Source organism: Allobosea sp. Root483D1 (assembly GCF_001429505.1).
In the GTDB taxonomy this organism is placed as follows: domain Bacteria; phylum Pseudomonadota; class Alphaproteobacteria; order Rhizobiales; family Beijerinckiaceae; genus Allobosea.
Genome location: NZ_LMJW01000021.1, coordinates 38,678 through 59,981 on the forward strand (window position 1 = coordinate 38,678; position 21,304 = coordinate 59,981).

Below are 21,304 nucleotides of genomic sequence, written 5' to 3' on the forward strand. Positions count from 1 at the left end.
TTTCCGGGCCGATGCGACTAGCTCGCCATCGCGTCCATGGCGCGCGCCAGCCTGACGTCGAGCTCGGTCAGGCCGCCGGCATCATGCGTCATGAGCGTCACCTCGACCGTCTTGTAGACGTTCGACCATTCCGGGTGATGGTCGAGCTTCTCCGCCAGCAATGCGACGCGGCTCATCCAGCCGAACGCCTCGTTGAAGTCGCGGAAGACGAAGCGCTTGCTCATCGCCTCGCGGCCTTCGACCAGCGTCCACCCGGTCAGGATCGACAACGCCTCCTTGCGGGCCTCGGGGCTCAGGCGCTTCGGCCGATCATGTCCCATTGTCACCTCCGCTGCGAAACCGCGCCGAGAGGGCGATTCGGATAGTGCAGCCCAAGCGGATAGGCCGCCTCCAGCACATAAGGACCGCCACCGATCGAATCACGCGAGGACATCAACGCGAACCGCCGTGCCGTGAAACTGATCGGCTGCACGATCGGGTGCGTGGTGAGATAGTGTGCGACATCGATCGGCGAGCCGTCGCGCAAGCGTGCAAGGGTCACATGCGGCGTGAACTTGCGTGATTCGGCCGGCAGGCCGAGCCGCCGCATCAGCCGCTCCAGATCAGCCTGCAATTCGTTGAGCCCTTGCGAGGGCTGGACGCGCGCGAACACCGCGCGCGGCCGGTCGCCACCGAAGCTGCCGAGCTGATCGAGCGTGATCGTCAGCGGCTCGCTGCCGACATCGTTGAGGAAGCTGTCGACGTCATGGGCCATGCGCCGGTCGACATCGCCGAGGAAGCGCAAGGTGATGTGATAGTCGGCGGGCTCGATCCAGCGGGCGCCAGCCAATCCGCCGCGATGCAGCGTCAGGCTCGAGGCGACGTCAGCGGGAATTTCCAGGGCGGTGAATAGCCGGGGCATGACGAATCAGTGCCAAGCATTTGTGACTCTGGCGAGACGGCAGCCTTGCATCATGCGCCACTGCCGACAAGCCGGCTCTGCATCCGGCTCATGGGCAGGGATTGCCGACCCGCTGATGGATCGCGTCGATCCGCGCCACTAGCTCGGGCGAGATCGTGACCTCGGCCGAGCCGATCGCCGTCCTGAGTTGCTCCATGCTGGTCGCCCCGATGATGTTCGAGGTGAGGAAGCAGCGCGAGGTCACGAAGGCCAGCGCCATCTGCACGGGATCGAGCCCGGCCTCACGGGCGAGCGCGATATAGGCCTTGATCGCCTCTTCCGACCCCTCGGTCTGGTAGCGCTGGGCGCGGTCGAACAGCGTGGTGCGCGTGCCCGCCGGCCGGGCGCCGTCGAGATATTTGCCGGAGAGGTAGCCCTGGGCCAGCGGCGAATAGGCGAGCAGCCCGACCTGCTCGCGCATGGCGATCTCGGCCAGCGCCGTCTCGAAGGTCCGGTTCAGCAGGTTGTAGGCGTTCTGGATCGACTGCACGCGCAGCCGCCCCTTCGCCTCGGCGAGGAAGCTCATCGTGCCCCAGGCGCTCTCGTTGGAAAGGCCGAGATGGCGGATCTTGCCGGCCTTGACGATTGCGGCGAAGGCGTCGAGCTGCTCGGCGAACGGCGTCTCGTCCTGCGCCTGCTCGAACGCCCCCTGGTTGAAGCGCGTCGGGTTCGAGCCCCACTGCATCGGCCGGTCGGGGAAATGGATCTGGTAGAGGTCGATATAGTCGGTCTGCAGCCGCTTCAGGCTCTTGTCGACGGCCTCCTCGATCTGCCTGCGGTTGACGCGGGTCGGACCCTTGTCGTCGCGAAACCAGTCATTGGCCGAGCGGCCGACGATCTTGGAGGCGAGGATCACCTTGTCGCGATTGCCGCGCGCCTTGAACCAGCTGCCGATGATCCGCTCGGTCGAGCCTTGCGTCTCCGCCTTGGGCGGAATCGAATAGAGCTCGGCCGTGTCGAAGAAGCTCACGCCCTGGTCGAGCGCGTAGTCCATCTGCTTATGGCCCTCGGCCTCGGTGTTCTGCTGGCCCCAGGTCATCGTGCCCAGGCAGATCGCCGAGACCTTCAGGTCGGTGCGGCCGAGACGGCGGTATTCCATGGCGAAAGGCTCCGATGGCGGGCGCATCGGAACGCGCCGCGCATGACTGAAGTGATGGCAGGATGCGCCCTTGCTCAGGAGCGCGGGCGCAGGGAGGACAGGAACCGCTCCACCGTCGGCAGGATGCGCTGCGCGATGACGCGCACGCCCTCAGCTTTCGGATGCAGCATGTCGGGCTGGTTCAATACCCGGTCCCCCGCGATCCCGTCCAGAAAGAAGGGATAGAGGATCAGCCCGTGCTTCTCAGCGAGTTTCGGGTAGATCGCGTCGAAGCGGGCGACATAGTCGGGGCCATTGCTGCGCGGCGCGTACATGCCGGCGAGCAGGACCGGGATGCCGCGCGCCTTCAGCCCGGTCACGATCGCGTCAAGAGACCTCTCCGTCAGCGCCGGATCGACGCCGCGCAGGGCGTCATTGGCGCCGAGCTCGAGGATGACGCCATCGGTCCCGTCGGGCACCGACCACTCGACCCGCTCCAGCCCGCCCTGCGAGGTGTCGCCGGAGACGCCGGCATTGGCGATCTCGACCGAAATCCCCTTGTCCCGCAGCATCTTCTCCAGCACCGTCGGGAAGGCGGCGCTGCCCGGCAGATTGTAGCCGGCGGTCAGGCTGTCGCCGAACGCGACCAGCTTGAGAGGCTTGGTCTGGGCGAGGCTCGGGCTGTTCATCGAAAAAGAACCTAGGCTGGCGAAGACGAGCAGCATCGCCGCCCAAATGCGCGGTGACAGCTGGATTCGAGACATCAAGCGCCCATATCGGGTGGCGGCGCGACGCATGGCGGTTCTGGTCCCTTCGGCTCGGAATGGCAGTCGAAGCGACGGCATCGGATGGGATGAAAGCGGAAACATGGCGGTGAGCGAAGGAACCCCGGCGGTAATCGAACTGAGCGACGTCGAGCTCAGTCTGGGGCGTGGCGCTGCCCGCGTCCATATCCTCAAGGGCGTCTCGCTGACGATCCCGCAAGGACAGGCCACCGGTATGGTCGGCCCGTCCGGCTCCGGCAAGTCGACCCTGCTGATGACCATGGCCGGGCTGGAACGGCCCGATTCCGGCGTGGTGAAGGTCGCCGGCCAGGATCTCGGCGCGCTCGGCGAGGACGCGCTCGCCCTCTTCCGCGGCCGCCATATCGGCATCGTCTTCCAGTCCTTCCACCTCGTGCCGACCATGACGGCCCGCGAGAACGTCGCGCTGCCGCTCGAACTCGCCGGTATCGACGATGCCTTCGAACGCGCCGCCGCCGAACTGCGCAATGTCGGTTTGGCTGAGCGCATGGACCATTACCCGGCCCAGCTCTCTGGCGGCGAGCAGCAGCGCGTCGCCATCGCTCGCGCCGTCGCGCCCGACCCGGCGATCCTCGTCGCCGACGAGCCGACCGGCAATCTCGACGAGAGCACCGGCCGCTCGATCGTCGACCTGATCTTCGCGCTCCGGCGCGAGCGCGGCGCCACCCTCGTGTTGGTCACCCATGATCTCTCGCTCGCGGCGAACTGCGATCGGACCGTGCGGCTGCGAGCCGGCCGCATCGAGACCGAGGCCGGCACCGAGGCACTGGCGATCTGAGATGCACGCCCCCGTCAAACCGTCGGCGGCTCCGTCGCCCCCCGTGCACCGTCCCGTCGGTCTGAAGCTCGCCTTGCGCCTCGCCTGGCGCGATCTGCGCGGCGGCCTGCGCGGCTTCGGCGTCTTCATCGCCTGCCTCGCGCTCGGCGTCATGGCGATCGCCGCCGTCTCCTCGGCCTCGCGCGGACTGAGCGAGGGTCTCGGCCGCGAAGGCCGGCGCATTCTCGGCGGCGATGCCGCCTTCAGCCTGATCCATCGTGAGCCGACCGCGGAGGAACACGCCTTCCTCGCCCGTCATGGCCGCGTCTCGACCATCGCGACGCTGCGCAGCATGGCCAATGCCGGCGAGAAGGGCGCGGCCCTGGTCGAGCTCAAGGCCGTCGACGGCTCCTATCCGAGCATCGGCGAATTGCGCACCGATCCGGCCCAGCCCACCGCCGAGCTGCTCGCTTTGCGCGACGGCGTCTATGGCGGCATCGCCGATCCCGTCCTGTTCGGCCGGCTCGACCTCAAGCCTGGCGATACCGTTCTGATCGGCTCGGCTCGAGTGCAACTCCGGGCCAATCTCGCCTCCGAGCCCGACAAGATCGCCGCCGGCGTCGGCTTCGGCCCGCGCCTGATCCTCTCGCAGGAGGCGCTGCGGGCCTCGGAGCTGCTCCAGCCCGGCAGCCTGGTGCGCTGGACCGCCCGCGTCATCCTGCCTGATGGCGCGAGCACCGATGCTGCGCTCGATGCCCTCCTCGCCAACGCCGCCCGCGAGCAGCCCAATGCCGGCTGGGAGATCCGCTCGCGCGCCAATGCCGCGCCGAACTTCCAGCGCAATATCGAGCGCTTCACCCAGTTCCTGACCCTGGTCGGCCTGACCGCGCTTCTGGTCGGCGGTGTCGGCGTCGCCAATGCGGTGCGCCGCTTCGTCGAGGCCAAGCGGCTCGACTTCGCCACGCTGAAAGCGATCGGCGCAACCGGCGGCCGGGTCGTCGCCATCCACCTGATCGAGGTCATGCTGGTCGCCGGTTTCGGCATCGCGATCGGGCTCGCGCTCGGCGCCGCCGCGCCCTTCGCACTTGGCTATGCGCTCGCCGATATCCTGCCCTTGCCCTTCGAACCGACCCTCGCCCCGGCCGAGCTCGCCATCGCCGCGCTCTACGGCCTGCTGACCGCGCTGGTCTTCGCCATCATCCCGCTCGGCCGCGCCCATGATGTACCGGTCTCGGCCCTGTTCCGCGACCAGATCGAGCCCGACCGGCGCCAGCCGCGCTGGCTCTACCGGGTGATCTTCCTGGTTGCGCTCGCCGGCCTCGTCGCCGTCGCGCTCGCCTTCGCCTATGACCGGCGCATCGCGCTGATCTACATCGCCGCCGCCGGCTTCGTCTTCCTGCTGCTGCGCCTGGTCGCCTGGGGGCTGATGGCGCTCGCCCGCCGCGCCGGACGCCCGAAAGCGCCGGCGCTGCGCATGGCGCTCGCCAACACCTATCGCCCCGGTGCTCTGACGCCCTCTCTGGTGCTCTCGCTCGGCCTTGGCGTCGCGCTGCTCTCGACGCTCGCCTTCATCGATGTCAGCCTCCGGCGCCAACTCACCCAGTCGCTGCCGCAGAAGGCGCCGAGCTTCTTCTTCCTCGACATCCCCAACGCCCAGGCCGCCGCCTTCGACCGCTTCCTCGCCGAGCAGCGCCCCGGCGCGCATGTCGAGCGCGTACCGATGATGCGCGGGCGCATTGTCAGCGTGAACGACGTGCCGGCCGAGCAGGTCAAGGCGAGCGAGCAGATGGCCTGGGTGCTGGAGGGCGACCGCGGCATCACCTACTCCGCTGGTATGCCCGAGGCCTCCAGGCTCGCCTCGGGCGAATGGTGGCCGGCGGATTATCGCGGCGAGCCGCTGGTCTCCTTCGACGCCCGCGCGATCGAGGGTCTCGGCCTCAAGCTCGGCGACAAGCTCACCGTCAACGTGCTCGGCCGCAACATCACCGCGCGGATCGCCAATTTCCGCGATATCGAATGGCGCTCGCTCGGCATCAACTTCGTCATGGTGTTTTCGCCGAACACCTTCGCCGGCGCGCCGCACACCAACCTCGCCACCGTGACCGACAAGGACACGACACCCGCAACCGGCGATCCCGCCCTTATGCGCCAGCTCGCCATCGCCTTCCCAGCGGTGACGGCGGTCCGGGTCAAGGACGCGCTGGAGGCGGTCAACACCATCGTCGGCCAGCTCGCCGGCGCGATTCGCGGCGCCTCCGCTCTCGCCATCGGCGCCAGCCTGCTGGTTCTGGCAGGCGCTCTGGCAGCCGGACAAAGGGCGCGGCTCTATGACGCGATGATCCTGAAGACGCTCGGCGCCACTCGCCGCTTCATACTTTCGTCGTACATCCTCGAATACGCAGGCATCGGCGTCGTTTCCGCCCTGTTCGGGCTCCTGGCAGGTGCCGCGGCCGGCTGGGGCGTCGTGACGCAAGTGATGAAGATAGATTTCGTTCCCGATCCAACAGGCGCAATCATCGCTGCGACTGCAGCTGTCGTGGTCACCGTCGTGTTCGGATTGGTCGGGACGCTGCAGATACTATCGAAAGCGCCCGCTTCTCATCTCAGGAATTTATGAGTTCTGACTCACCGCAGCGCGGCATAAACATGAACAGAGCGTAATGTTGCATCGACTGGCCGGCGAATTTCTATGCCGGCAGCGGCGCTAACCATGCTTGCCTCTTGTAAGGCCGCGTGATCCCCCTCATATTTCCGGTTGTCGCGACGATGGTGCGCGGCGGTGGGCGTCGCAGGTGCGCTGCCTGCCAGGCAAAGTTTCAAGGGGAACTCTCTCCATGAGCGATTTCGACCGCAATGCTCAGGTCTGGGGTGCCGGTCGCGCACAGACCAGCGCCGTCGAGATGGATCAGGGCCTTCGCTCGTTCATGCTCGGCGTCTACAACAATATGACGATCGGCCTGGCCATCACCGGCCTGATGGCGATCGGCATCTCGATGCTCGCCATCGCCGGCTACTCGCCCTCGGGCAAGGTCACCGCGCTGACGCCGCTCGGCCAGGCGCTCTACCTCAGCCCGCTGAAGTGGGTGGTGATGCTGGCGCCGCTAGCCTTCATCTTCTTCTTCTCGTTCAAGGCCGAGAGCATGAGCTCGTCGACGGCCCGCGCCATGTTCTTCGCCTTCGCGGCGGTGATGGGCATCTCGCTGTCCTCGATCTTCGTGGTCTTCACCGGTGAGTCGATCGCCAAGGTGTTCTTCATCACCGCGGCTTCCTTCGCTGGCCTCAGCCTCTACGGCTACACCACGAAGAAGTCGCTGTCGGGCATGGGTTCTTTCCTGATCATGGGCCTGATCGGCCTGGTGATCGCCTCGGTCGTGAACATCTTCCTGGCCTCGAGCGCGCTGTCCTTCGGCATCTCGGTGATCGGCGTGCTGGTCTTCGCCGGCCTGACCGCCTGGGATACGCAGCGCCTGAAGGAAATGTACCTGTACTCGGACATGGACTCCGAGTCGGCCGCGAAGCTCTCGGTGAACGGCGCCCTGTCGCTCTACCTGAACTTCGTCAACATGTTCCAGATGCTGCTCTCGCTCTTCGGCTCCAAGCAGGAGTGACCCGGGCGACAGCCTGAAAGAACGAAGCCCCGGCCTCACGGCCGGGGCTTTTCTTTTGGCGTGAGCCTCATGGGCGGGTTCAGCTCACCACGCTCAATCGCTTGTCGAGAACCTTGAGCACCCGACCAAGCTCGGCACCGCGCTTCAGGATCAGGCCGGTCGCGGTCACCACCGAATAGGCGCCCTGGCGCCGGGCCAGCGAGGGATCCTTGACGATCCGGTAGAGCGGCACCTCGGCGGTGCGCCGGAATACCGAGAACTGCGCCTTGTCGCGCAGGAAATCGATGGCGTAGTCGCGCCATTCGCCGGCCGCGACCATGCGGCCATAGAGATTGAAAAGCTCGTTGAGCTCACGCCGGTCGAAGGTGACCGAGGATGGCGCGGCAGCCGGAAAGGCGACGACCGCGCCCGCTCGCTGACCTGGCGGAGTTTCGCTTTCGCTCATCGCGCCTCCTTTCCATCAATCGCCCCTCATTCGCCAATGGATGATGCGCCCACCCCCCGAAGCTGGCAAGACAACTTGATGACGCTGCCCGATCTTCTCGCCGCCCGATCGCGATTGCCATGATTTTGCCGCGCTTGCGCCAAGCGAGCGCCCCGTTGCGGCATTCAACTCCGAATCGTTGCCTCGGCGGCCCGGCCTGTCCGGTTCCGGACACGTCAGCCCCCCAGCCCCTCCGGCGCTGCGGCGGGCCGGGCCAACGAGCCGAGGCCAACTCACGGCTGGCGGTTTCCGCCGGCCGTTTTTCTTTTGTGGCCTCGCTTGCTGCAAACGCGCCGGAATGCTCCCGATCCCTGCCTCTCAGCGCGACGCGCCGTGGTATTCGGGATTGGGCCGCATATCGACAGCCGAGGCGATCCGGTTCGACATGTTGAAGAAGGCGGCGACCGCCCCGATATCCCAGATGTCGCGCTCGCCGAAGCCGGCCTTGCGCAGGGCTTCCCGGTCTTCCTCCTCGATCTCGTGCGGTGTCTCGGTCAGCTTCACCGAGAAATCGAGCATGGCGCGATGGCGCGGCGAGAGCCGCGCAGCGCGGTAGTTCATCACCATCATCTCGCCGAGCACGGCATCGCCGGAGAGCTGGCGCACCGCCTGGCCATGCGCCGTCAGGCAGTAATAGCAGCGGTTCACGCTGGAGACCGCGACCGCGATCATCTCGCGCTCCAGCTTCGACAGGCCGGACGGCGCCAGCATCAGGTCGTTGTAGAAGCCAGCGAAGGCCTGAAGCTTGGCGTCGTCATGCGCATAGGCGAGCAGGACGTTCGGGACATAGCCGAGCTTCTCCTCGCATTTGGCGAAATAGGCCTGCATCTCCTGCGACAGGTCGGCTTGCGGCAGCGCGAGCGCCATCACGGCGGGCGGCGCGTCCTGTTTTTCAGGCTGCTCACCCACCATCGCTTTGTCATGCTTCTTCGTCATCTCTGCACTCCTCGCGCTGATATCCACGCGGATAGGCCACAACTTGCCGTTTCCGCGCCATATTGGTGCAATCTGGCTGCTGCGATACGACGAAAGTTGCAGCAGCCTGTGAGCTATGTCATCGCTTCGGCAAAATAGCAGGGGGAAGAAGACTATGGCCAAGCGCGAAGCGAATGCCACGGCTGCAGTTGTGATCGCGATCGAGGCGGCGGCTCGCGAGCTCGGCTCGGCGATGCCCGCGGAATTCCCCAAGCTGCTCTATGGCCGCACCGTCGCCGAGGATCTCGTAGCCCTGCCTGCGGACCTGCTCGCCCGTGCTGCTGATGCCGCCTATGCCCATCTGACCAGCCGCCGCAAGCCCGGCGAACCCAATCTGCGCTTCCGTGACGAAGCGGTCAGCGACGGCGAGCGCGAGCGCCAGATCACGATCCTCGAGGTCGTCAACGACAACAAGCCGTTCCTGCTCGATTCGACCCTGGCCGAACTGGCCGAGCAGGGCTACGAGCCGCGCCTCGTCGCCCATCCCATCCTCGCCGTGGTGCGTAAGGACAACGGCACCTTCGAATTGCTCGCCGGCGAGGCGTCGGGCCGCGCCGTCGAGGGCACGCGCCGCGAGAGCCTGATCCACATCCATCTCGACCGGATCGACACGGCCGAGGCGCGCGAGCGGCTCGCTGCCGGCCTCGCCCGGGTCTATGTCGATGTCGGCCTCGCGGTCGACGACTGGGCTGCGATGCGCGGACGCATCACCGAGGTGATCCAGTCCTACCGCGCCAATCCGCCGCCGCTGCCGGAGGACGAGGTCACCGAGGCCCTGAACTTCCTCGAATGGATCGCCAGCGACAACTTCACCCTGCTCGGCGTGCGCGCCTATCGCTTCGCCGGCGGCGACACCGCGGCCGACCCGGTCGATTCCTCCGGCCTTGGCATCCTGCGCGATCCCGATGTCCGGGTGCTCCGCAAGAATCGCGAGCTCGTGGTGATCACGCCGGAGATCCGGGCCTTCCTGGCCAAACCGCTGGCGCTGATCATCACCAAGGCCAACGTCAAGAGCCGCGTCCATCGCCGCGTTCATCTCGACTATGTCGGGGTCAAGCTCTTCACTCCCGACGGCCGGCTCGACGGCGAATTGCGCATCGTCGGCCTGCTCACCTCGAACGCCTATACCGGCAGCGCCCGCGCCATTCCCTATCTGCGCCTCAAGGTCGCGCGCGTGCTCAAGAGCACCGGCTTCGACCCGTCGAGCTATTCCGGCCGCGCCCTCTACAACGTGCTCGACGCCTTCCCACGCGACGAGCTCTTCCAGATCGACGTCGAGACGCTGGAGCGCTTCGCCCTCGACATCATGCAGCTGACCGAGCGGCCGCGCATCCGCGCGCTCGCCCGCGCCGACGAGTTCGACCGCTTCGTCTCGGCGCTCGTCTTCATTCCGAAGGACCGCTACGACACCACGGTGCGTCGCCGCGTCGGCGAGTTCCTCGCCCGCGTCTACCAGGGCCGCGTCTCGGCCGCCTATCCGGCCTATCCGGAAGGCCCGCTCGCCCGCACCCACTACATCATCGGCCGCGACGAGGGCCGCACGCCCAAGGTCGACCGCAACACGCTCGAAGCCGGCATCGCCGCGATCATCCGCACCTGGAGCGACGGCCTCAAGGACGCGCTCGACGCCGGCAAGGCCGGGCCTGCCGCTCGCGCGCTGGCAGAGCGCTACGCCGAGGCCTTCGGCGCCGCCTATCGCGAGCGCTATTCCGCCGAGGACGCGCTGATCGACGTCGACATGCTGCAGAAGCTGTCGGATGAGCGCCCGCGCGCGGTCAACCTCTACCGTCGCGAGGGCGACGGGCCGACCCGCGCCAATCTCAAGCTGTTCTCGCGCGGCGCCGCGATCTCGCTCTCCGAGCGCGTGCCGATGCTGGAGAACATGGGCTTCCGCGTCGTCAACGAGCGCACCTTCAACATCACGCCGCAGCAGAATGGCGGAGCGGGCACCGACAGCCGCGTCTGGCTGCACGACATGACCCTGGAACGCGCCAGCGGCGGCGAGATCGACATCGAGCGCCTCGATCCGACGATCGAGGCGGCGCTGATGGCGCAGTTCCGCGGTTTCACCGAATCCGACCGCTTCGACCAGCTCGTGCTCGCCGCCGGTCTCGCCTGGCGCGAAGCTGCGCTGCTGCGGGCGCTCGGCCGTTATCTGCGCCAGGTCGGCGCGCCCTATGCGCAGGGCTACATCGCCGACGCGCTGACCCGCCATTCCGGCATCGCCACCGGGCTGGTCAAGCTCTTCATCGCCAAGTTCGATCCGCGCCTCTCCGACAAGAAGCGCACCGAGCAAGTGAAGGCCGAGCGCGAGCGCATCGAAGCGGCCCTCGCCGACGTCACCAGCCTCGACGAGGACCGCATCCTGCGTCGCTTCGTCAACCTGATCGACGCAGCGCTGCGCACCAATTTCTTCCAGATCGGCGAGGGCGGGCACCCGCGCGGCACGATCTCGTTCAAATTCGCCTCGGGCCAGGTCGACGGCATGCCGCTGCCGCGCCCGCTCTACGAAATCTTCGTCTATTCGCCGCGCGTCGAAGGCATCCATATGCGCTTCGGCAAGGTCGCCCGCGGCGGCCTGCGCTGGTCGGACCGGTCGCAGGACTTCCGCACCGAGGTGCTCGGGCTGGTCAAGGCGCAGCAGGTCAAGAACGCGGTCATCGTCCCGGTCGGCGCCAAGGGCGGCTTCGTGCCCAAGCAACTGCCGCCGGCGAGCGACCGCCAGGCCTGGCTCGCCGAAGGCACCGAGAGCTACCGCATCTTCATCCGCACCTTGCTCGAGCTCACCGACAATCTCGACGGCGAGAAGATCCTGCCGCCGCCGGACACGGTCCGCCATGACGGGAACGACCCCTATCTCGTCGTCGCCGCCGACAAGGGCACCGCGACCTTCTCCGACACCGCCAACGAACTCTCGGCCGAGAAGCATCACTGGCTCGGCGATGCCTTCGCCTCCGGCGGCTCGCAGGGCTACGACCACAAGGGCATGGGCATCACGGCGCGCGGCGCCTGGGAGGCGGTGAAACGCCACTTCCGCGAGATCGACGTCGATATCCAGACGACGCCCTTCACCGTCGCCGGCGTTGGCGACATGTCGGGCGACGTCTTCGGCAACGGCATGCTGCTCTCGCCGGCGATCAAGCTGGTCGCCGCCTTCGACCATCGCGACATCTTCCTCGATCCCGATCCCGACATGGCCAAGAGCCTGGCCGAGCGCCAGCGCATCTTCGCCCTGCCGCGCTCCTCCTGGGCCGACTACGACAAGGCCCTGATCTCCAAGGGCGGCGGCATCTTCTCGCGCCAGGCCAAGAGCATCGCGCTCTCGGCCGAGATCCGGCAGGCCATCGGCTTCGACAAGGCGCAGGTCACCCCGGCCGAGCTGATGACGGCGATCCTCAAGGCGCCGGTCGACCTGCTCTGGTTCGGCGGCATCGGCACCTATATCCGCGCCGGGGACGAGAGCGACGCCCAGGTCGGCGACCGCGCCAACGATGCGATCCGCGTCACCGGCGCCGATCTGCGCGCGAAGGTGGTTGGAGAAGGCGCCAATCTCGGCGCGACCCAGCGCGGCCGTATCGAAGCGGCCCGCAACGGCGTGCGCCTCAACACCGACGCGATCGACAACTCCGCCGGCGTCAACACCTCCGACGTCGAGGTCAACATCAAGATCGCGCTCGCGGACCCTGTCCGTGACGGCCGTCTGCCCGAGGCCAAGCGTAACGCCCTGCTTGCGCAGATGACCGACGAGGTCGGACTGCTCGTCCTGCGCAACAACTACTTGCAGACCCTGGCGCTCTCGCTGACCGAGGCGCAGGGCATCCAGGCGACGCCGCATCTGCGCCGGCTGATGGTCAAGCTTGAGAGTGAAGGCCGGCTCGACCGCGGCGTCGAGTATCTGCCGCCCGATGCGGTGCTGATCGAGCGCGAGAAGCGCGGCGAGGGCCTGACCCGGCCGGAGCTCGCAGTGCTGCTCGCCTATGCCAAGCTCGCTCTTCACGACGCGCTGCTCGACTCGGCGATCCCCGACGATCCCTATCTGAAGAGCGAGCTCGTCCGCTATTTCCCGCAGCCGCTGCGCGAGGGCTATGGCGCCGAGATCGCCAGCCATAGGCTGCGCCGCGAGATCGTCGCGACCCAGCTCGCCAACGCCATCATCAATCGCGGCGGCCCGGCGATCGTCGCGACTCTGGCGGACCAGACCCGCGCCGAGGCGCCGGAGATCGCGGCGGCCTATGCCGTCGCCCGCGATGCCTTCGACCTGATCACGCTGAACGGCGCCATCGACGCGCTCGACGCCAAGCTGTCGGGCAAGGCCCAGACCGGGCTCTATGCCGCCGCGCAGGAGCTGGTCGTCGATCGGATGCGCTGGTTCCTGCGTCGTGGCGTCGCCAAGCCCGGCGCGATCGAGCAGACCGTGGCGCATTATGCCAAGGGCGTCGCGGCACTGGAGGGCGCACTCGCCGAGCTTTTGCCGGAGGCAGCCGCCCAGGCCCGCAGCGCCCGTATCGCCGCGCTGACCGCCGAGGGCGTGCCCGAGGCGCTGGCGTCGCGCATCGCCAGCCTGCCCTGGCTCGCCGAGGCGACCGATATCGTCGATATCGCCAGCCGGACCAAGCGCGACATCGTCGAGGTCGCCCGGATTCATTTCGGAGCCGATTCGGTCTTCGGCTTCTCGGCGCTGATGTCGGCAGCCGCGTCCGTGCCGGCGACCGACGATTACGAGCGCCTGGCGCGTCAGCGCGCGGTCGAGACTCTGACCGACGCCCATGCCGGGCTGACGCAGGAGATCGCCACCGGCAGATCCAGCCCCGACGCGCTGAAGGACTGGTTGGCGGAGCGCGGCACCGACGCCGAGCGGACCCGCGCCACCGTCTCGGCCATTGCCATGTCCGGCCTCTCCCTGCCAAAGCTGATGGTGGCGGCCGGCATGCTGGCTGATCTGCCGCGCCGGTAAGGCCGGTCATCAGGATATTGATCGTCGTGACCCGAGCGGTGCGCGGCGACCCCAGGAGAGAGCGTGACGATGAATCCCGAAGACGACGGCACGGTGGCGACCCGGATCGACCCGAAGCTGCTGGAAATCCTCGTCTGCCCGGTCAGCAAGGCGACGCTGGAATACGACGCCGCGCGCCAGGAGCTGATCAGCCGCGCCGCCAAGCTCGCCTATCCGATCCGCGACGGCATCCCGATCATGCTGCCGGAAGAGGCGCGCCAGCTCGAAGGGTAGGGCCGGTAGTGCCGCACGTCATTCTCGGGCGAAGCGAAGCGCAGACCCGAGAATCTCATGACACGGTAGTGCTAGCCCCAAGCCTCCGCCGGCCTGATATGCTCGGGTCAAGCCCGAGCATGACGCTTGGAGCTACAACATCTCGCCCTTGAGCAAGCGCGGCGTCGGCCCGGCCAGCCCGGCGGCCTCGCGGATGAAGACCCGCTTCAGCCCCGGCATGCGCTCGACCAGGCCGAGGCCGAGATCGCGCGCCAATCGTAACGGCGTCGAATCGTTCGAGAATAGCCGGTTGAGCCCGTCGGTGACGATGCCCATGGCGACCGTGTCGAAGCGCCGTCCCTTCTCATAGGCTTCGAGCACCTCGGAACCGCCGACGTCGAGGCCGAGCCGGGCCGCATCGACGATCGCCTCGGCGAGGGCTGCAACGTCCTTCAGCCCGAGATTGAGCCCCTGGCCGGCGATCGGATGGATGACATGGGCGGCGTCGCCCAGCAGGGCCAGCCGCTCGCCAACGAAGCGGCGCGCCACGCCAAACGAGAGGGGATAGGCGCCGGGGCGGCTCTCCATGCTGATCTCGCCGAGCTCGAGGCCGAAACGGCGCTCGACCTCGAGCAGAAGATCGCTCTCGTCGAGCGCCAGCAGCGCCGCAATGTTCTCGCTGCGCTCCGTCCAGACGATCGAGGAGCGATGGCCGAGCTTGCCGCCATCGGCCAGCGGCAGGATGGCGAACGGGCCGGACGGCAGGAAATGCTCGACCGCCCGCCCCTCATGCGGCCGTTCATGGCCGATGGTCGCGACGATTCCCGATTGCGGATAGGACCAGCCGACCCAGCCGATACCGGCCTGCTCACGCAATTTCGAGCGGGCGCCGTCGGCGGCGACCAGCAGCGCCGCATCGAGCTTCTCGCCACCGCTGAAGACAACGGCGATCGCGCCATCGTCTTCCGCGGCAGAGCGGACCCCCTCGGCCCGTAGCTCGACGCCATTGGCGCGCGCGACCTGGAGCAGCGCCGCAACCAGCGCGCCGTTCTCGACCATATGGGCGAAGGGCTGGCCGGGCAGGGCCTCGCCATCGAAGCTCAGGAATACCGGCCGCACCAGATCGGGCGTGCGGCTGTCGGTGATGATCATCTCGGTCATCGGCGTCGCGGCCGCTTCGGCGAGGCGCCAGATGCCGAGCGCCTCCAGCATGTTGCGCGCCGCCGCTGCGACCGCGTAGGCGCGGTCGTCGGCGCGCGGCCGCCCTGCCAGCGTCGGATCGGCGACGATCACGCGAAAGCTCTCGCCCAGCGTCTGCTTCAGCGCGACCGCCAGCGTCAGCCCGGCGACGCCGCCGCCGGCGATGACGATGCGTTGGCTCGCGCTCCCTGGATTTTGCGTCATAGCCTTCCTTGCATCGCGCCGCTTGACGCGGTCGGATCGCTCGTTGCTGATGCTTCCCGTCTTGCCCATAGCCGCCCCGGGCCGCAAGCCCGCGCCGAGCCGGTTTTCTCGCCGATGAACCCAGCCGCGAACACACTGCTCCCGATCTTCGATCTCGAATCGCTTGGACACAACCGGTTCCAGGGTCGCAGCCCCGACAATGGCTGGACCCGCGTCTTCGGCGGCCAGGTGATCGGCCAGGCGCTCTATGCCGCCTGCAAGACGGTGGAGGAGCGCCAGCCGCATTCGCTGCACGCCTATTTCCTGCTGCCGGGCGATCCGACCATCCCGATCGTCTACGAGGTCGAGCGGCTGCGCGACGGCGGCTCGTTCTCGACGCGACGCGTGCTGGCGCTGCAGAAGGACGCGGCGATCTTCGCGATGTCGGCTTCCTTCCAGATCGCCGAGCCAGGCTATGATCACCAGATACCGATGCCGGCGGTACCGACGCCCGATGAGCTGCCCGATCGCGATGGCATGGAGCGCGACGTTCTCCCGCACATGCCCGAGGCCGTGCGTGCCTACTACCGGCGCGAGCGGCCGATCGATATTCGCCCCGTCGAGTTGAGCCGCTACGCTGCGGGCGCTCCGCGGGAACCGAAGTTCAACGTCTGGGTCAAGGCTGCTCAAAAGCTGCCGGACGAACCGGCGCTGCATCAGAGCGTGCTCGCCTACGCCTCCGACCTGCTGCTGCTCGATTCCAGCCTGGTCACCCATGGCACCAGTGTCTTTGACCGGCGCATCCAGAGCGCCAGCCTCGACCATGCACTCTGGTTTCACCGCCCCTTCCGCGCCGATGAATGGCTGCTCTACGCGCAGGACAGCCCCTCGGCCTCGGGCGCGCGCGGCTTCTCGCGCGGGCTGATCTTTGACCGAGAGGGACATCTCGTCGCCTCGGTCGCGCAGGAAGGCTTGATCCGGCCGCGCCCCGACCGCGCCTGAGCGAGCGTTCGCCCGCTTTCGCGGCATCTGCCCAAATATTAGCCATTTCAGCTTGCTGAGCGCCACCTGATCGTGGCGGAATCGCGGCATTGCCCGCTCGCGCGCCACATCCACCGGTTGGCACGGGGCTTGAAAGGCCTTCCCCGACGCGCCTGGCTCGAAAGGGCGCGAGAGGCGCAACGACGTCGCTTGGATCGCGGTCCGAGGGCGCACAAGCGGGGAATAACCCAGCCATGAAGATCGTGATGGCCATCATCAAGCCGTTCAAGCTGGAGGAGGTGCGCGACGGGCTCACCGCCATCGGCGTGCACGGGCTGACCGTGACCGAAGTCAAGGGCTATGGCCGCCAGAAGGGCCATACCGAAATCTATCGCGGCGCCGAATACGCCGTGAGCTTCCTGCCCAAGATCAAGATCGAGGTCGCCGTCACCGACGATCTCGTGGCCAAGGTGATCGAGGCGATTACCGCTGCCGCCCGCACCGGCCAGATCGGCGACGGCAAGATCTTCGTCTCGTCGATCGAGAAAGCCGTGCGCATCCGCACCGGCGAGACCGACGGCGACGCCCTCTGATTCCCGACCTTCCCAGGAGCTTTTCGATGAACAACAAGACCCTTCACCGGGCCGGGCTGGTCGGGCTGGCCTTCGCCGCGATGGCCGGCGCCGCCCTGGCGCAAACCCCGGCCGCGCCGGCCGCCCCCGTGCCCAACAAGGGCGACGTCGCCTTCATGATGAGCTCGACGATCCTCGTCCTGCTCATGACGGTGCCTGGCCTCGCTCTGTTCTATGGCGGTCTCGTCCGCTCGAAGAACATGCTTTCGGTGCTGACCCAGGTCTTCGCCATCGTCTGCATCGTCTCGCTGATGTGGATCATCTTCGGCTACTCGCTCGCCTTCACCAATGGCGGCGGCCTCAACGACTTCGTCGGCGGCTTCTCCAAGGCCTTCCTGCGCGGCGTCGACGGCAACTCGACCGCCGCGACCTTCTCCAACGGCGTCGTCATCCCGGAATATATCTACATCGCCTTCCAGATGACCTTCGCCTGCATCACGCCGGCGCTGATTGTCGGCGCCTTCGCCGAGCGCATGAAGTTCTCGGCCCTGCTGCTCTTCATCGTGCTCTGGGTCACCTTCATCTATTTCCCGATGGCTCACATGGTCTGGTACTGGGGCGGGCCCGACGCGGTCGGCAATGCCGCAAAGGCGTTGGCTGAAGCTGGCCCCGACGGCAAAGCCGCGGCCCAGGCGGCGCTCGACGCGGTCAACGCCGATGCCGGCATGCTCTTCAAATGGGGCGCGCTCGACTTCGCCGGCGGCACTGTCGTCCACATCAATGCCGGTATCGCGGGCCTCGTCGGCTGCGTCCTGATCGGCAAGCGCATTGGCTTCGGCCGTGAGCTGATGGCTCCGCACTCGCTGACCATGACCCTGATCGGCGCGGCGCTGCTCTGGGTCGGCTGGTTCGGCTTCAATGCCGGCTCCAATCTCGAAGCCAACGGCACGGCCGGCCTCGCCATGATCAACACCTTCGTCGCCACCGCGGCGGCGGCGGTCGCCTGGCTGTTCGTTGAATGGGCCGTAAAGGGCAAGCCCTCCATGCTCGGCATGGTCTCGGGCGCCGTCGCCGGCCTTGTCGCCGTCACCCCGGCGGCGGGCTTTGCCGGCCCGATGGGCTCGATCGTGCTCGGCCTCGTCGCCGGCGCGGTCTGCTTCGTCTTCTGCTCGACCGTGAAGAACGCGCTCGGCTACGACGACTCGCTCGACGTCTTCGGCATCCACTGCATCGGCGGCATCATCGGCGCGCTGGCGACCGGCATCCTGGTCAACCAGGCGCTCGGCGGCGCCGGCATCCCCGACTACTCGACCAAGCCCGGCGAGCTGGTCGCGGCGCCCTATGAGTTCGGCACCGCCTTCATGGCCCAGCTCAAAGCGGTGCTGTTCACGCTCGTCTTCAGCGGTGTCGGCTCGGCGATCCTCTACAAGGTCGTCGATGTGATCATCGGCCTGCGCGTCCCGGCCGACCAGGAACGCGAGGGCCTCGACATCGCCGAGCACGGCGAGCGCGCCTATCACGACTGAGCGCAGGCTGTCTCGCTCGCGACATTGCCCCGGCGGGACACCGCCGGGGCTTTTTTCATTGCTGCTCGCAGGTCAATCGCCAGCGGATCAATGGACGGTGCCCCGGCAGGCCCATGCGACGCTCGCAAAGGATCTCGGACCGTCAGGCCGGCCGGCCTGGTAGGCGTCGCGCACGGCCGCGTCGACGCGTGCCCGCTCTACGGCGTCGAGTGCCGCCACGTACTTGCCGAGCGGCCCTTCGCCTGCGGCGATCGGTGCCCAGAAGTCGTCGAAGCCCTGATAGTCCATGCGGACCATCAGCTCGGTCGCTGCCACGTCCACGAGCCCCTGCTCGACGAAGGCTCGCTTCATTTCACCGGGCTGCATCATCGGCTGGAAGCAGTAGCGGGCGCGCATCTGCCGGCCGGCTTCGTTCAGCCCCGCAACGGTATCGACCATCATGCGCATGCCCGGCATGCCACCATAATGGTCCCACACGGCCGCCGCGACCACGCCCTCCGGCCGCACAACGCGGGCCATCTCGGCGATGGCCTTGTCGGCTTCGGGCACGAAATGCAGAACGAGCAAGGCCATGGCCCGATCGAACACGCCATCCTCGAATGGCAGGGCGCAGGCATCGGCCTGCCGGATGGTGATGCGCGGATCGCTGTTGCGCCGGGTCGCGGCTGCGACGAAGACTGGCGAGAAATCGATGGCGGTGACCTCCGCGAGATCTACGGAGGCAGCGAGCGCGAAGGTCAGGCTGCCGGTCCCGCAGCCGACGTCGAGAACGCGCTCGCCATCGGCGAGCCCGGCGAAATCGATGAAACGGGGTGCGAGCACACGGCTCCAGCGGCCCATGAGCTGTTCATAGCCGGCCGCATCGTGGATGGTGAAGCTTGAGGTCATCAAACCCTCCTCGCGGCGCGTCGGGACGGCTGGCGCCGACGCCACGACAATACAGCCATGGCGCCGGAAAAGCCGCTCTCGAAACGCAGGAGGCTGCTCACCCCTCACCTGAAGAGCGGTCGAGCACGATCTCCAGCACCTGCACCGCCTCGGGCAATTCGATCAGGAACTCGGCATCGCGGTCGAGATGGTGGATCTTGCGCGGATCGGGCCCGGCGAAGCGCGACATCGCCTCGACGCTTTCCCAATAGGAGATCGTCACGAACTCGCTCTCGGTCTCGCGATCCTCGCGGAACATCTGCGCCCCGAGCGCCTTCTTCGCCAGCGGCCGGACCCCGACCTCCAGCAGATAGCCGGCATAGGCATCGGCCTTCTCCGGCACGGTGCGGCCGCGCCAGATCCGGGCAATTCTCGCGATCCTCTCATTGCCATCGGCCATCTCGCCCTCCTTGTGGTTGCTGCCCAAAAAAATGCGTTGGCCGGCGCAATCGTTCCCCGAACTGCTGACAACACGCGGCGGTAGTGCAAGGTTAAGCGGGCCTTAACCGGACCTTCCTAACCTGCCGGTTCGATGGGCGGACTTTGCCGCCTCCCTGACGCCCGCAGAACGGCCCGATGCGCACGATCCGACGCTCCTCATCGCTGATCGACCGCCTGCCCGATCCGGTGCGCGAGTTCCTGTCGCGCCGCGCCGCCGAGATCGGCGGCATGGCGATGCTCGCGGTAATGGTCGCAGTCGCGGTCGCCCTCGCCACCTGGTCGGTGGACGATCCCAGCCTCAACAACGCCACGCGCGGCACCGTGCGCAACCTGCTTGGCCGGCCGGGCGCGATGATCGCCGATCTCGCCATGCAGCTGCTCGGGCTCGGCGTGGTGGCGCTGCTGCTGCCGCCGCTGCTCTGGTCGCTCCGGCTGATCCGTTTCCATCTCTTCGATCGCAGCGCGCTCAAGCTCGTCCTGTGGGTCGTCGGCATCGTCTCGACCGCCGCGGTGGCGAGCGCCCTGCCGGCGACGCCGCGCTGGCCGCTGCCGACCGGCATGGGCGGCGTGATCGGCGATGCCCTGTTGCAGGGCACCCGCAACATCGTCGGCCTGTCCGGCACCGCGCTCGGCGGCCTCGTCGCCTTCGTCTTCGCCGGCATCGCCATTCTCTCGGTAACCGCCGCGGCCGGCTTCGGCTTCGTCACCGACGAGGATCCCGAGGCCGACCATGACGATGACGCTGCCTTCGCCGATGGCGAGGAGCGCCGCGACGACGAGCCGGGCTTCTCGGTGATCCTGATCGGCTGGATCGCCCATGGCGCCATGGCGCTGAAGGCCGCGATCCTGCGCCGCCTGCCGCGCCCGCCGCAGCCTGCCTCGGCTGGCGCCGCCTCGATGCCCGTGCCGGTCCAGTCCGGCCGGGTCCGTCGCGAGCCGAATTTCGCCGGCGATCCCGAGCCTTACAAATCACCCGTCGTCGCCCCCGACCTCGCGCGGGCCGCCGCCGTCAGGCCGGGACCGAGCGCCCGGCCAGCCTATGACGACGATGACGAGTCGTTCGAGGCGCAGGACCTGCGCGACCTCAATGCGCCGCGCGTCGCCGCGCCGGTGCGTGCGCCCAAGCCCGGCAAGCGCCTGACGCGCGAGGCGCAGCCCTCGTTGCTCGACCGTGACACCTTCGAATTGCCGCCGCTGACCTACCTCGCAGAGCCGAAGAAGCTGCCGGCCAACACCGTCTCGACTGACGCGCTGGAGCAGAACGCCACTTTGCTGGAAGGCGTGCTCGAGGATTTCGGCGTGCGCGGCGAGATCAGCCAGGTCCGCCCCGGCCCCGTCGTCACTCTCTACGAGCTGGAGCCCGCTCCTGGCACGAAATCCTCGCGCGTCATCTCGCTGGCGGACGACATCGCGCGGTCGATGAGCGCGGTGTCGGCGCGCGTGGCGGTGGTGCAGGGCAAGAACGCGATCGGCATTGAACTGCCCAACGCCAAGCGCGAGACCGTCTTCCTGCGCGAATTGCTCGCCAGCCAGGATTTCGAGGGCACCAAGCACAAGCTCGCGCTCTGCCTCGGCAAGACCATCGGCGGCGAGCCGGTGATCGCCGATCTGGCCCGCATGCCG

At 67.6% G+C, this 21,304-nt stretch carries 17 protein-coding genes and 2 pseudogenes; 10 read left to right on the forward strand and 9 right to left on the reverse strand.

Translation table 11 applies throughout. The features are described 5' to 3' along the window. Positions 1–17 precede the first annotated feature (17 nt). The 4 genes from ASE66_RS22545 to ASE66_RS22560 all read right to left on the reverse strand — a co-directional run bounded on the left by ASE66_RS22545 (position 18) and on the right by ASE66_RS22560 (position 2,707). The gene (locus ASE66_RS22545; RefSeq protein WP_057192010.1) at positions 18–320 is read right to left on the reverse strand and encodes a 4a-hydroxytetrahydrobiopterin dehydratase; all 303 of its coding nucleotides are present in this window, start codon (positions 318–320) and stop codon (positions 18–20) included. Positions 321–322: 2 nt separating this feature from the next. Then, on the reverse strand, positions 323–901 hold the full coding sequence (gene thpR / locus ASE66_RS22550; RefSeq protein ID WP_057192011.1) for an RNA 2',3'-cyclic phosphodiesterase: 579 nt from the start codon (positions 899–901) through the stop codon (positions 323–325). An 88-nt stretch (positions 902–989) separates the two neighbouring features. Then, positions 990–2,039, reverse strand: coding sequence for an aldo/keto reductase (locus ASE66_RS22555; protein ID WP_057192012.1), 1,050 nt, complete (start codon positions 2,037–2,039; stop codon positions 990–992). Positions 2,040–2,113: 74 nt separating this feature from the next. Further along, positions 2,114–2,707 (reverse strand): arylesterase, encoded by a 594-nt coding sequence (locus ASE66_RS22560; RefSeq protein ID WP_057192067.1) that lies wholly within the window; start codon positions 2,705–2,707, stop codon positions 2,114–2,116. A 184-nt stretch (positions 2,708–2,891) separates the two neighbouring features. Here ASE66_RS22560 and ASE66_RS22565 point away from each other — a divergent pair, with 184 nt between their 5' ends. The 3 genes from ASE66_RS22565 (at position 2,892) to ASE66_RS22575 (ending at position 7,186) form a co-directional block, all read left to right on the forward strand. After that, positions 2,892–3,599 (forward strand): ABC transporter ATP-binding protein, encoded by a 708-nt coding sequence (locus ASE66_RS22565; RefSeq protein WP_244495027.1) that lies wholly within the window; start codon positions 2,892–2,894, stop codon positions 3,597–3,599. 1 nt (position 3,600) lies between these two features. Further along, entirely contained in the window at positions 3,601–6,195 is a 2,595-nt protein-coding gene (locus tag ASE66_RS22570) for an ABC transporter permease (protein WP_057192014.1), read from the forward strand. Between the two features lie 217 nt (positions 6,196–6,412). After that, on the forward strand, positions 6,413–7,186 hold the full coding sequence (locus ASE66_RS22575; RefSeq protein ID WP_057192015.1) for a Bax inhibitor-1/YccA family protein: 774 nt from the start codon (positions 6,413–6,415) through the stop codon (positions 7,184–7,186). A gap of 79 nt (positions 7,187–7,265) precedes the next feature. Here ASE66_RS22575 and ASE66_RS22580 read toward each other — a convergent pair whose 3' ends face one another. Both ASE66_RS22580 and ASE66_RS22585 read right to left on the reverse strand, forming a co-directional pair. Beyond that, positions 7,266–7,631, reverse strand: coding sequence for a DUF2794 domain-containing protein (locus ASE66_RS22580; protein ID WP_057192016.1), 366 nt, complete (start codon positions 7,629–7,631; stop codon positions 7,266–7,268). A gap of 357 nt (positions 7,632–7,988) precedes the next feature. Then, a complete protein-coding gene (locus ASE66_RS22585) occupies positions 7,989–8,537 on the reverse strand; it encodes a peroxidase-related enzyme (RefSeq protein WP_244495031.1) in 549 nt (182 codons plus the stop codon). 223 nt (positions 8,538–8,760) lie between these two features. On the opposite strand from ASE66_RS22585, the gene ASE66_RS22590 reads away from it, so the two are divergent. Both ASE66_RS22590 and ASE66_RS22595 read left to right on the forward strand, forming a co-directional pair. Beyond that, a complete protein-coding gene (locus tag ASE66_RS22590; RefSeq protein WP_082613667.1) occupies positions 8,761–13,599 on the forward strand; it encodes an NAD-glutamate dehydrogenase in 4,839 nt (1,612 codons plus the stop codon). 69 nt (positions 13,600–13,668) lie between these two features. Further along, positions 13,669–13,872 carry a Trm112 family protein gene (locus tag ASE66_RS22595; RefSeq protein ID WP_057192018.1) on the forward strand — a complete coding sequence of 68 codons (204 nt, stop codon included), beginning with the start codon at positions 13,669–13,671 and terminating at the stop codon, positions 13,870–13,872. A 132-nt stretch (positions 13,873–14,004) separates the two neighbouring features. On the opposite strand, the gene ASE66_RS22600 is transcribed toward ASE66_RS22595, so the two are convergent. Next, entirely contained in the window at positions 14,005–15,255 is a 1,251-nt protein-coding gene (locus ASE66_RS22600) for a ubiquinone biosynthesis hydroxylase (RefSeq protein WP_057192069.1), read from the reverse strand. Positions 15,256–15,369: 114 nt separating this feature from the next. Here ASE66_RS22600 and ASE66_RS22605 point away from each other — a divergent pair, with 114 nt between their 5' ends. From ASE66_RS22605 to ASE66_RS22615, 3 genes are all read left to right on the forward strand, one after another. After that, positions 15,370–16,236 (forward strand): acyl-CoA thioesterase, encoded by an 867-nt coding sequence (locus tag ASE66_RS22605; RefSeq protein WP_057192019.1) that lies wholly within the window; start codon positions 15,370–15,372, stop codon positions 16,234–16,236. Between the two features lie 233 nt (positions 16,237–16,469). Continuing rightward, the gene (locus tag ASE66_RS22610; protein ID WP_057192020.1) at positions 16,470–16,808 is read left to right on the forward strand and encodes a P-II family nitrogen regulator; all 339 of its coding nucleotides are present in this window, start codon (positions 16,470–16,472) and stop codon (positions 16,806–16,808) included. Positions 16,809–16,888: 80 nt separating this feature from the next. Then, on the forward strand, positions 16,889–18,313 hold the full coding sequence (locus ASE66_RS22615; protein WP_244495032.1) for an ammonium transporter: 1,425 nt from the start codon (positions 16,889–16,891) through the stop codon (positions 18,311–18,313). A gap of 87 nt (positions 18,314–18,400) precedes the next feature. Here the strand turns inward: ASE66_RS22615 and ASE66_RS22620 are convergent, their stop codons facing one another. Next, positions 18,401–19,201 carry a class I SAM-dependent methyltransferase gene (locus ASE66_RS22620; protein ID WP_057192022.1) on the reverse strand — a complete coding sequence of 267 codons (801 nt, stop codon included), beginning with the start codon at positions 19,199–19,201 and terminating at the stop codon, positions 18,401–18,403. 97 nt (positions 19,202–19,298) lie between these two features. Beyond that, the gene (locus ASE66_RS22625) at positions 19,299–19,640 is read right to left on the reverse strand and encodes an antibiotic biosynthesis monooxygenase family protein (protein WP_057192070.1); all 342 of its coding nucleotides are present in this window, start codon (positions 19,638–19,640) and stop codon (positions 19,299–19,301) included. Positions 19,641–19,816: 176 nt separating this feature from the next. On the opposite strand from ASE66_RS22625, the pseudogene ASE66_RS34025 reads away from it, so the two are divergent. Together ASE66_RS34025 and ASE66_RS34030 are read left to right on the forward strand one after the other, a co-directional pair. Continuing rightward, a pseudogene (locus ASE66_RS34025) lies at positions 19,817–20,338 on the forward strand (DNA translocase FtsK 4TM domain-containing protein); the annotation flags it as partial. A 432-nt stretch (positions 20,339–20,770) separates the two neighbouring features. After that, a pseudogene (locus ASE66_RS34030) lies at positions 20,771–21,304 on the forward strand (DNA translocase FtsK); the annotation flags it as partial.

Excerpts from the sequence above, each read along its gene's own strand:
- ASE66_RS22545 (WP_057192010.1), bottom strand. The coding sequence starts at position 320 with ATGGGACATGATCGGCCGAAGCGCCTGAGCCCCGAGGCCCGCAAGGAG.
- thpR (WP_057192011.1), bottom strand. The coding sequence starts at position 901 with ATGCCCCGGCTATTCACCGCCCTGGAAATTCCCGCTGACGTCGCCTCG.
- ASE66_RS22555 (WP_057192012.1), bottom strand. The coding sequence starts at position 2,039 with ATGGAATACCGCCGTCTCGGCCGCACCGACCTGAAGGTCTCGGCGATC.
- ASE66_RS22560 (WP_057192067.1), bottom strand. The coding sequence starts at position 2,707 with ATGAACAGCCCGAGCCTCGCCCAGACCAAGCCTCTCAAGCTGGTCGCG.
- ASE66_RS22570 (WP_057192014.1), top strand. The coding sequence starts at position 3,601 with ATGCACGCCCCCGTCAAACCGTCGGCGGCTCCGTCGCCCCCCGTGCAC.
- ASE66_RS22575 (WP_057192015.1), top strand. The coding sequence starts at position 6,413 with ATGAGCGATTTCGACCGCAATGCTCAGGTCTGGGGTGCCGGTCGCGCA.
- ASE66_RS22580 (WP_057192016.1), bottom strand. The coding sequence starts at position 7,631 with ATGAGCGAAAGCGAAACTCCGCCAGGTCAGCGAGCGGGCGCGGTCGTC.
- ASE66_RS22585 (WP_244495031.1), bottom strand. The coding sequence starts at position 8,537 with ATGGCGCTCGCGCTGCCGCAAGCCGACCTGTCGCAGGAGATGCAGGCC.
- ASE66_RS22590 (WP_082613667.1), top strand. The coding sequence starts at position 8,761 with ATGGCCAAGCGCGAAGCGAATGCCACGGCTGCAGTTGTGATCGCGATC.
- ASE66_RS22595 (WP_057192018.1), top strand. The coding sequence starts at position 13,669 with ATGAATCCCGAAGACGACGGCACGGTGGCGACCCGGATCGACCCGAAG.
- ASE66_RS22600 (WP_057192069.1), bottom strand. The coding sequence starts at position 15,255 with ATGACGCAAAATCCAGGGAGCGCGAGCCAACGCATCGTCATCGCCGGC.
- ASE66_RS22605 (WP_057192019.1), top strand. The coding sequence starts at position 15,370 with ATGAACCCAGCCGCGAACACACTGCTCCCGATCTTCGATCTCGAATCG.
- ASE66_RS22610 (WP_057192020.1), top strand. The coding sequence starts at position 16,470 with ATGAAGATCGTGATGGCCATCATCAAGCCGTTCAAGCTGGAGGAGGTG.
- ASE66_RS22615 (WP_244495032.1), top strand. The coding sequence starts at position 16,889 with ATGGCCGGCGCCGCCCTGGCGCAAACCCCGGCCGCGCCGGCCGCCCCC.
- ASE66_RS22620 (WP_057192022.1), bottom strand. The coding sequence starts at position 19,201 with ATGACCTCAAGCTTCACCATCCACGATGCGGCCGGCTATGAACAGCTC.
- ASE66_RS22625 (WP_057192070.1), bottom strand. The coding sequence starts at position 19,640 with ATGGCCGATGGCAATGAGAGGATCGCGAGAATTGCCCGGATCTGGCGC.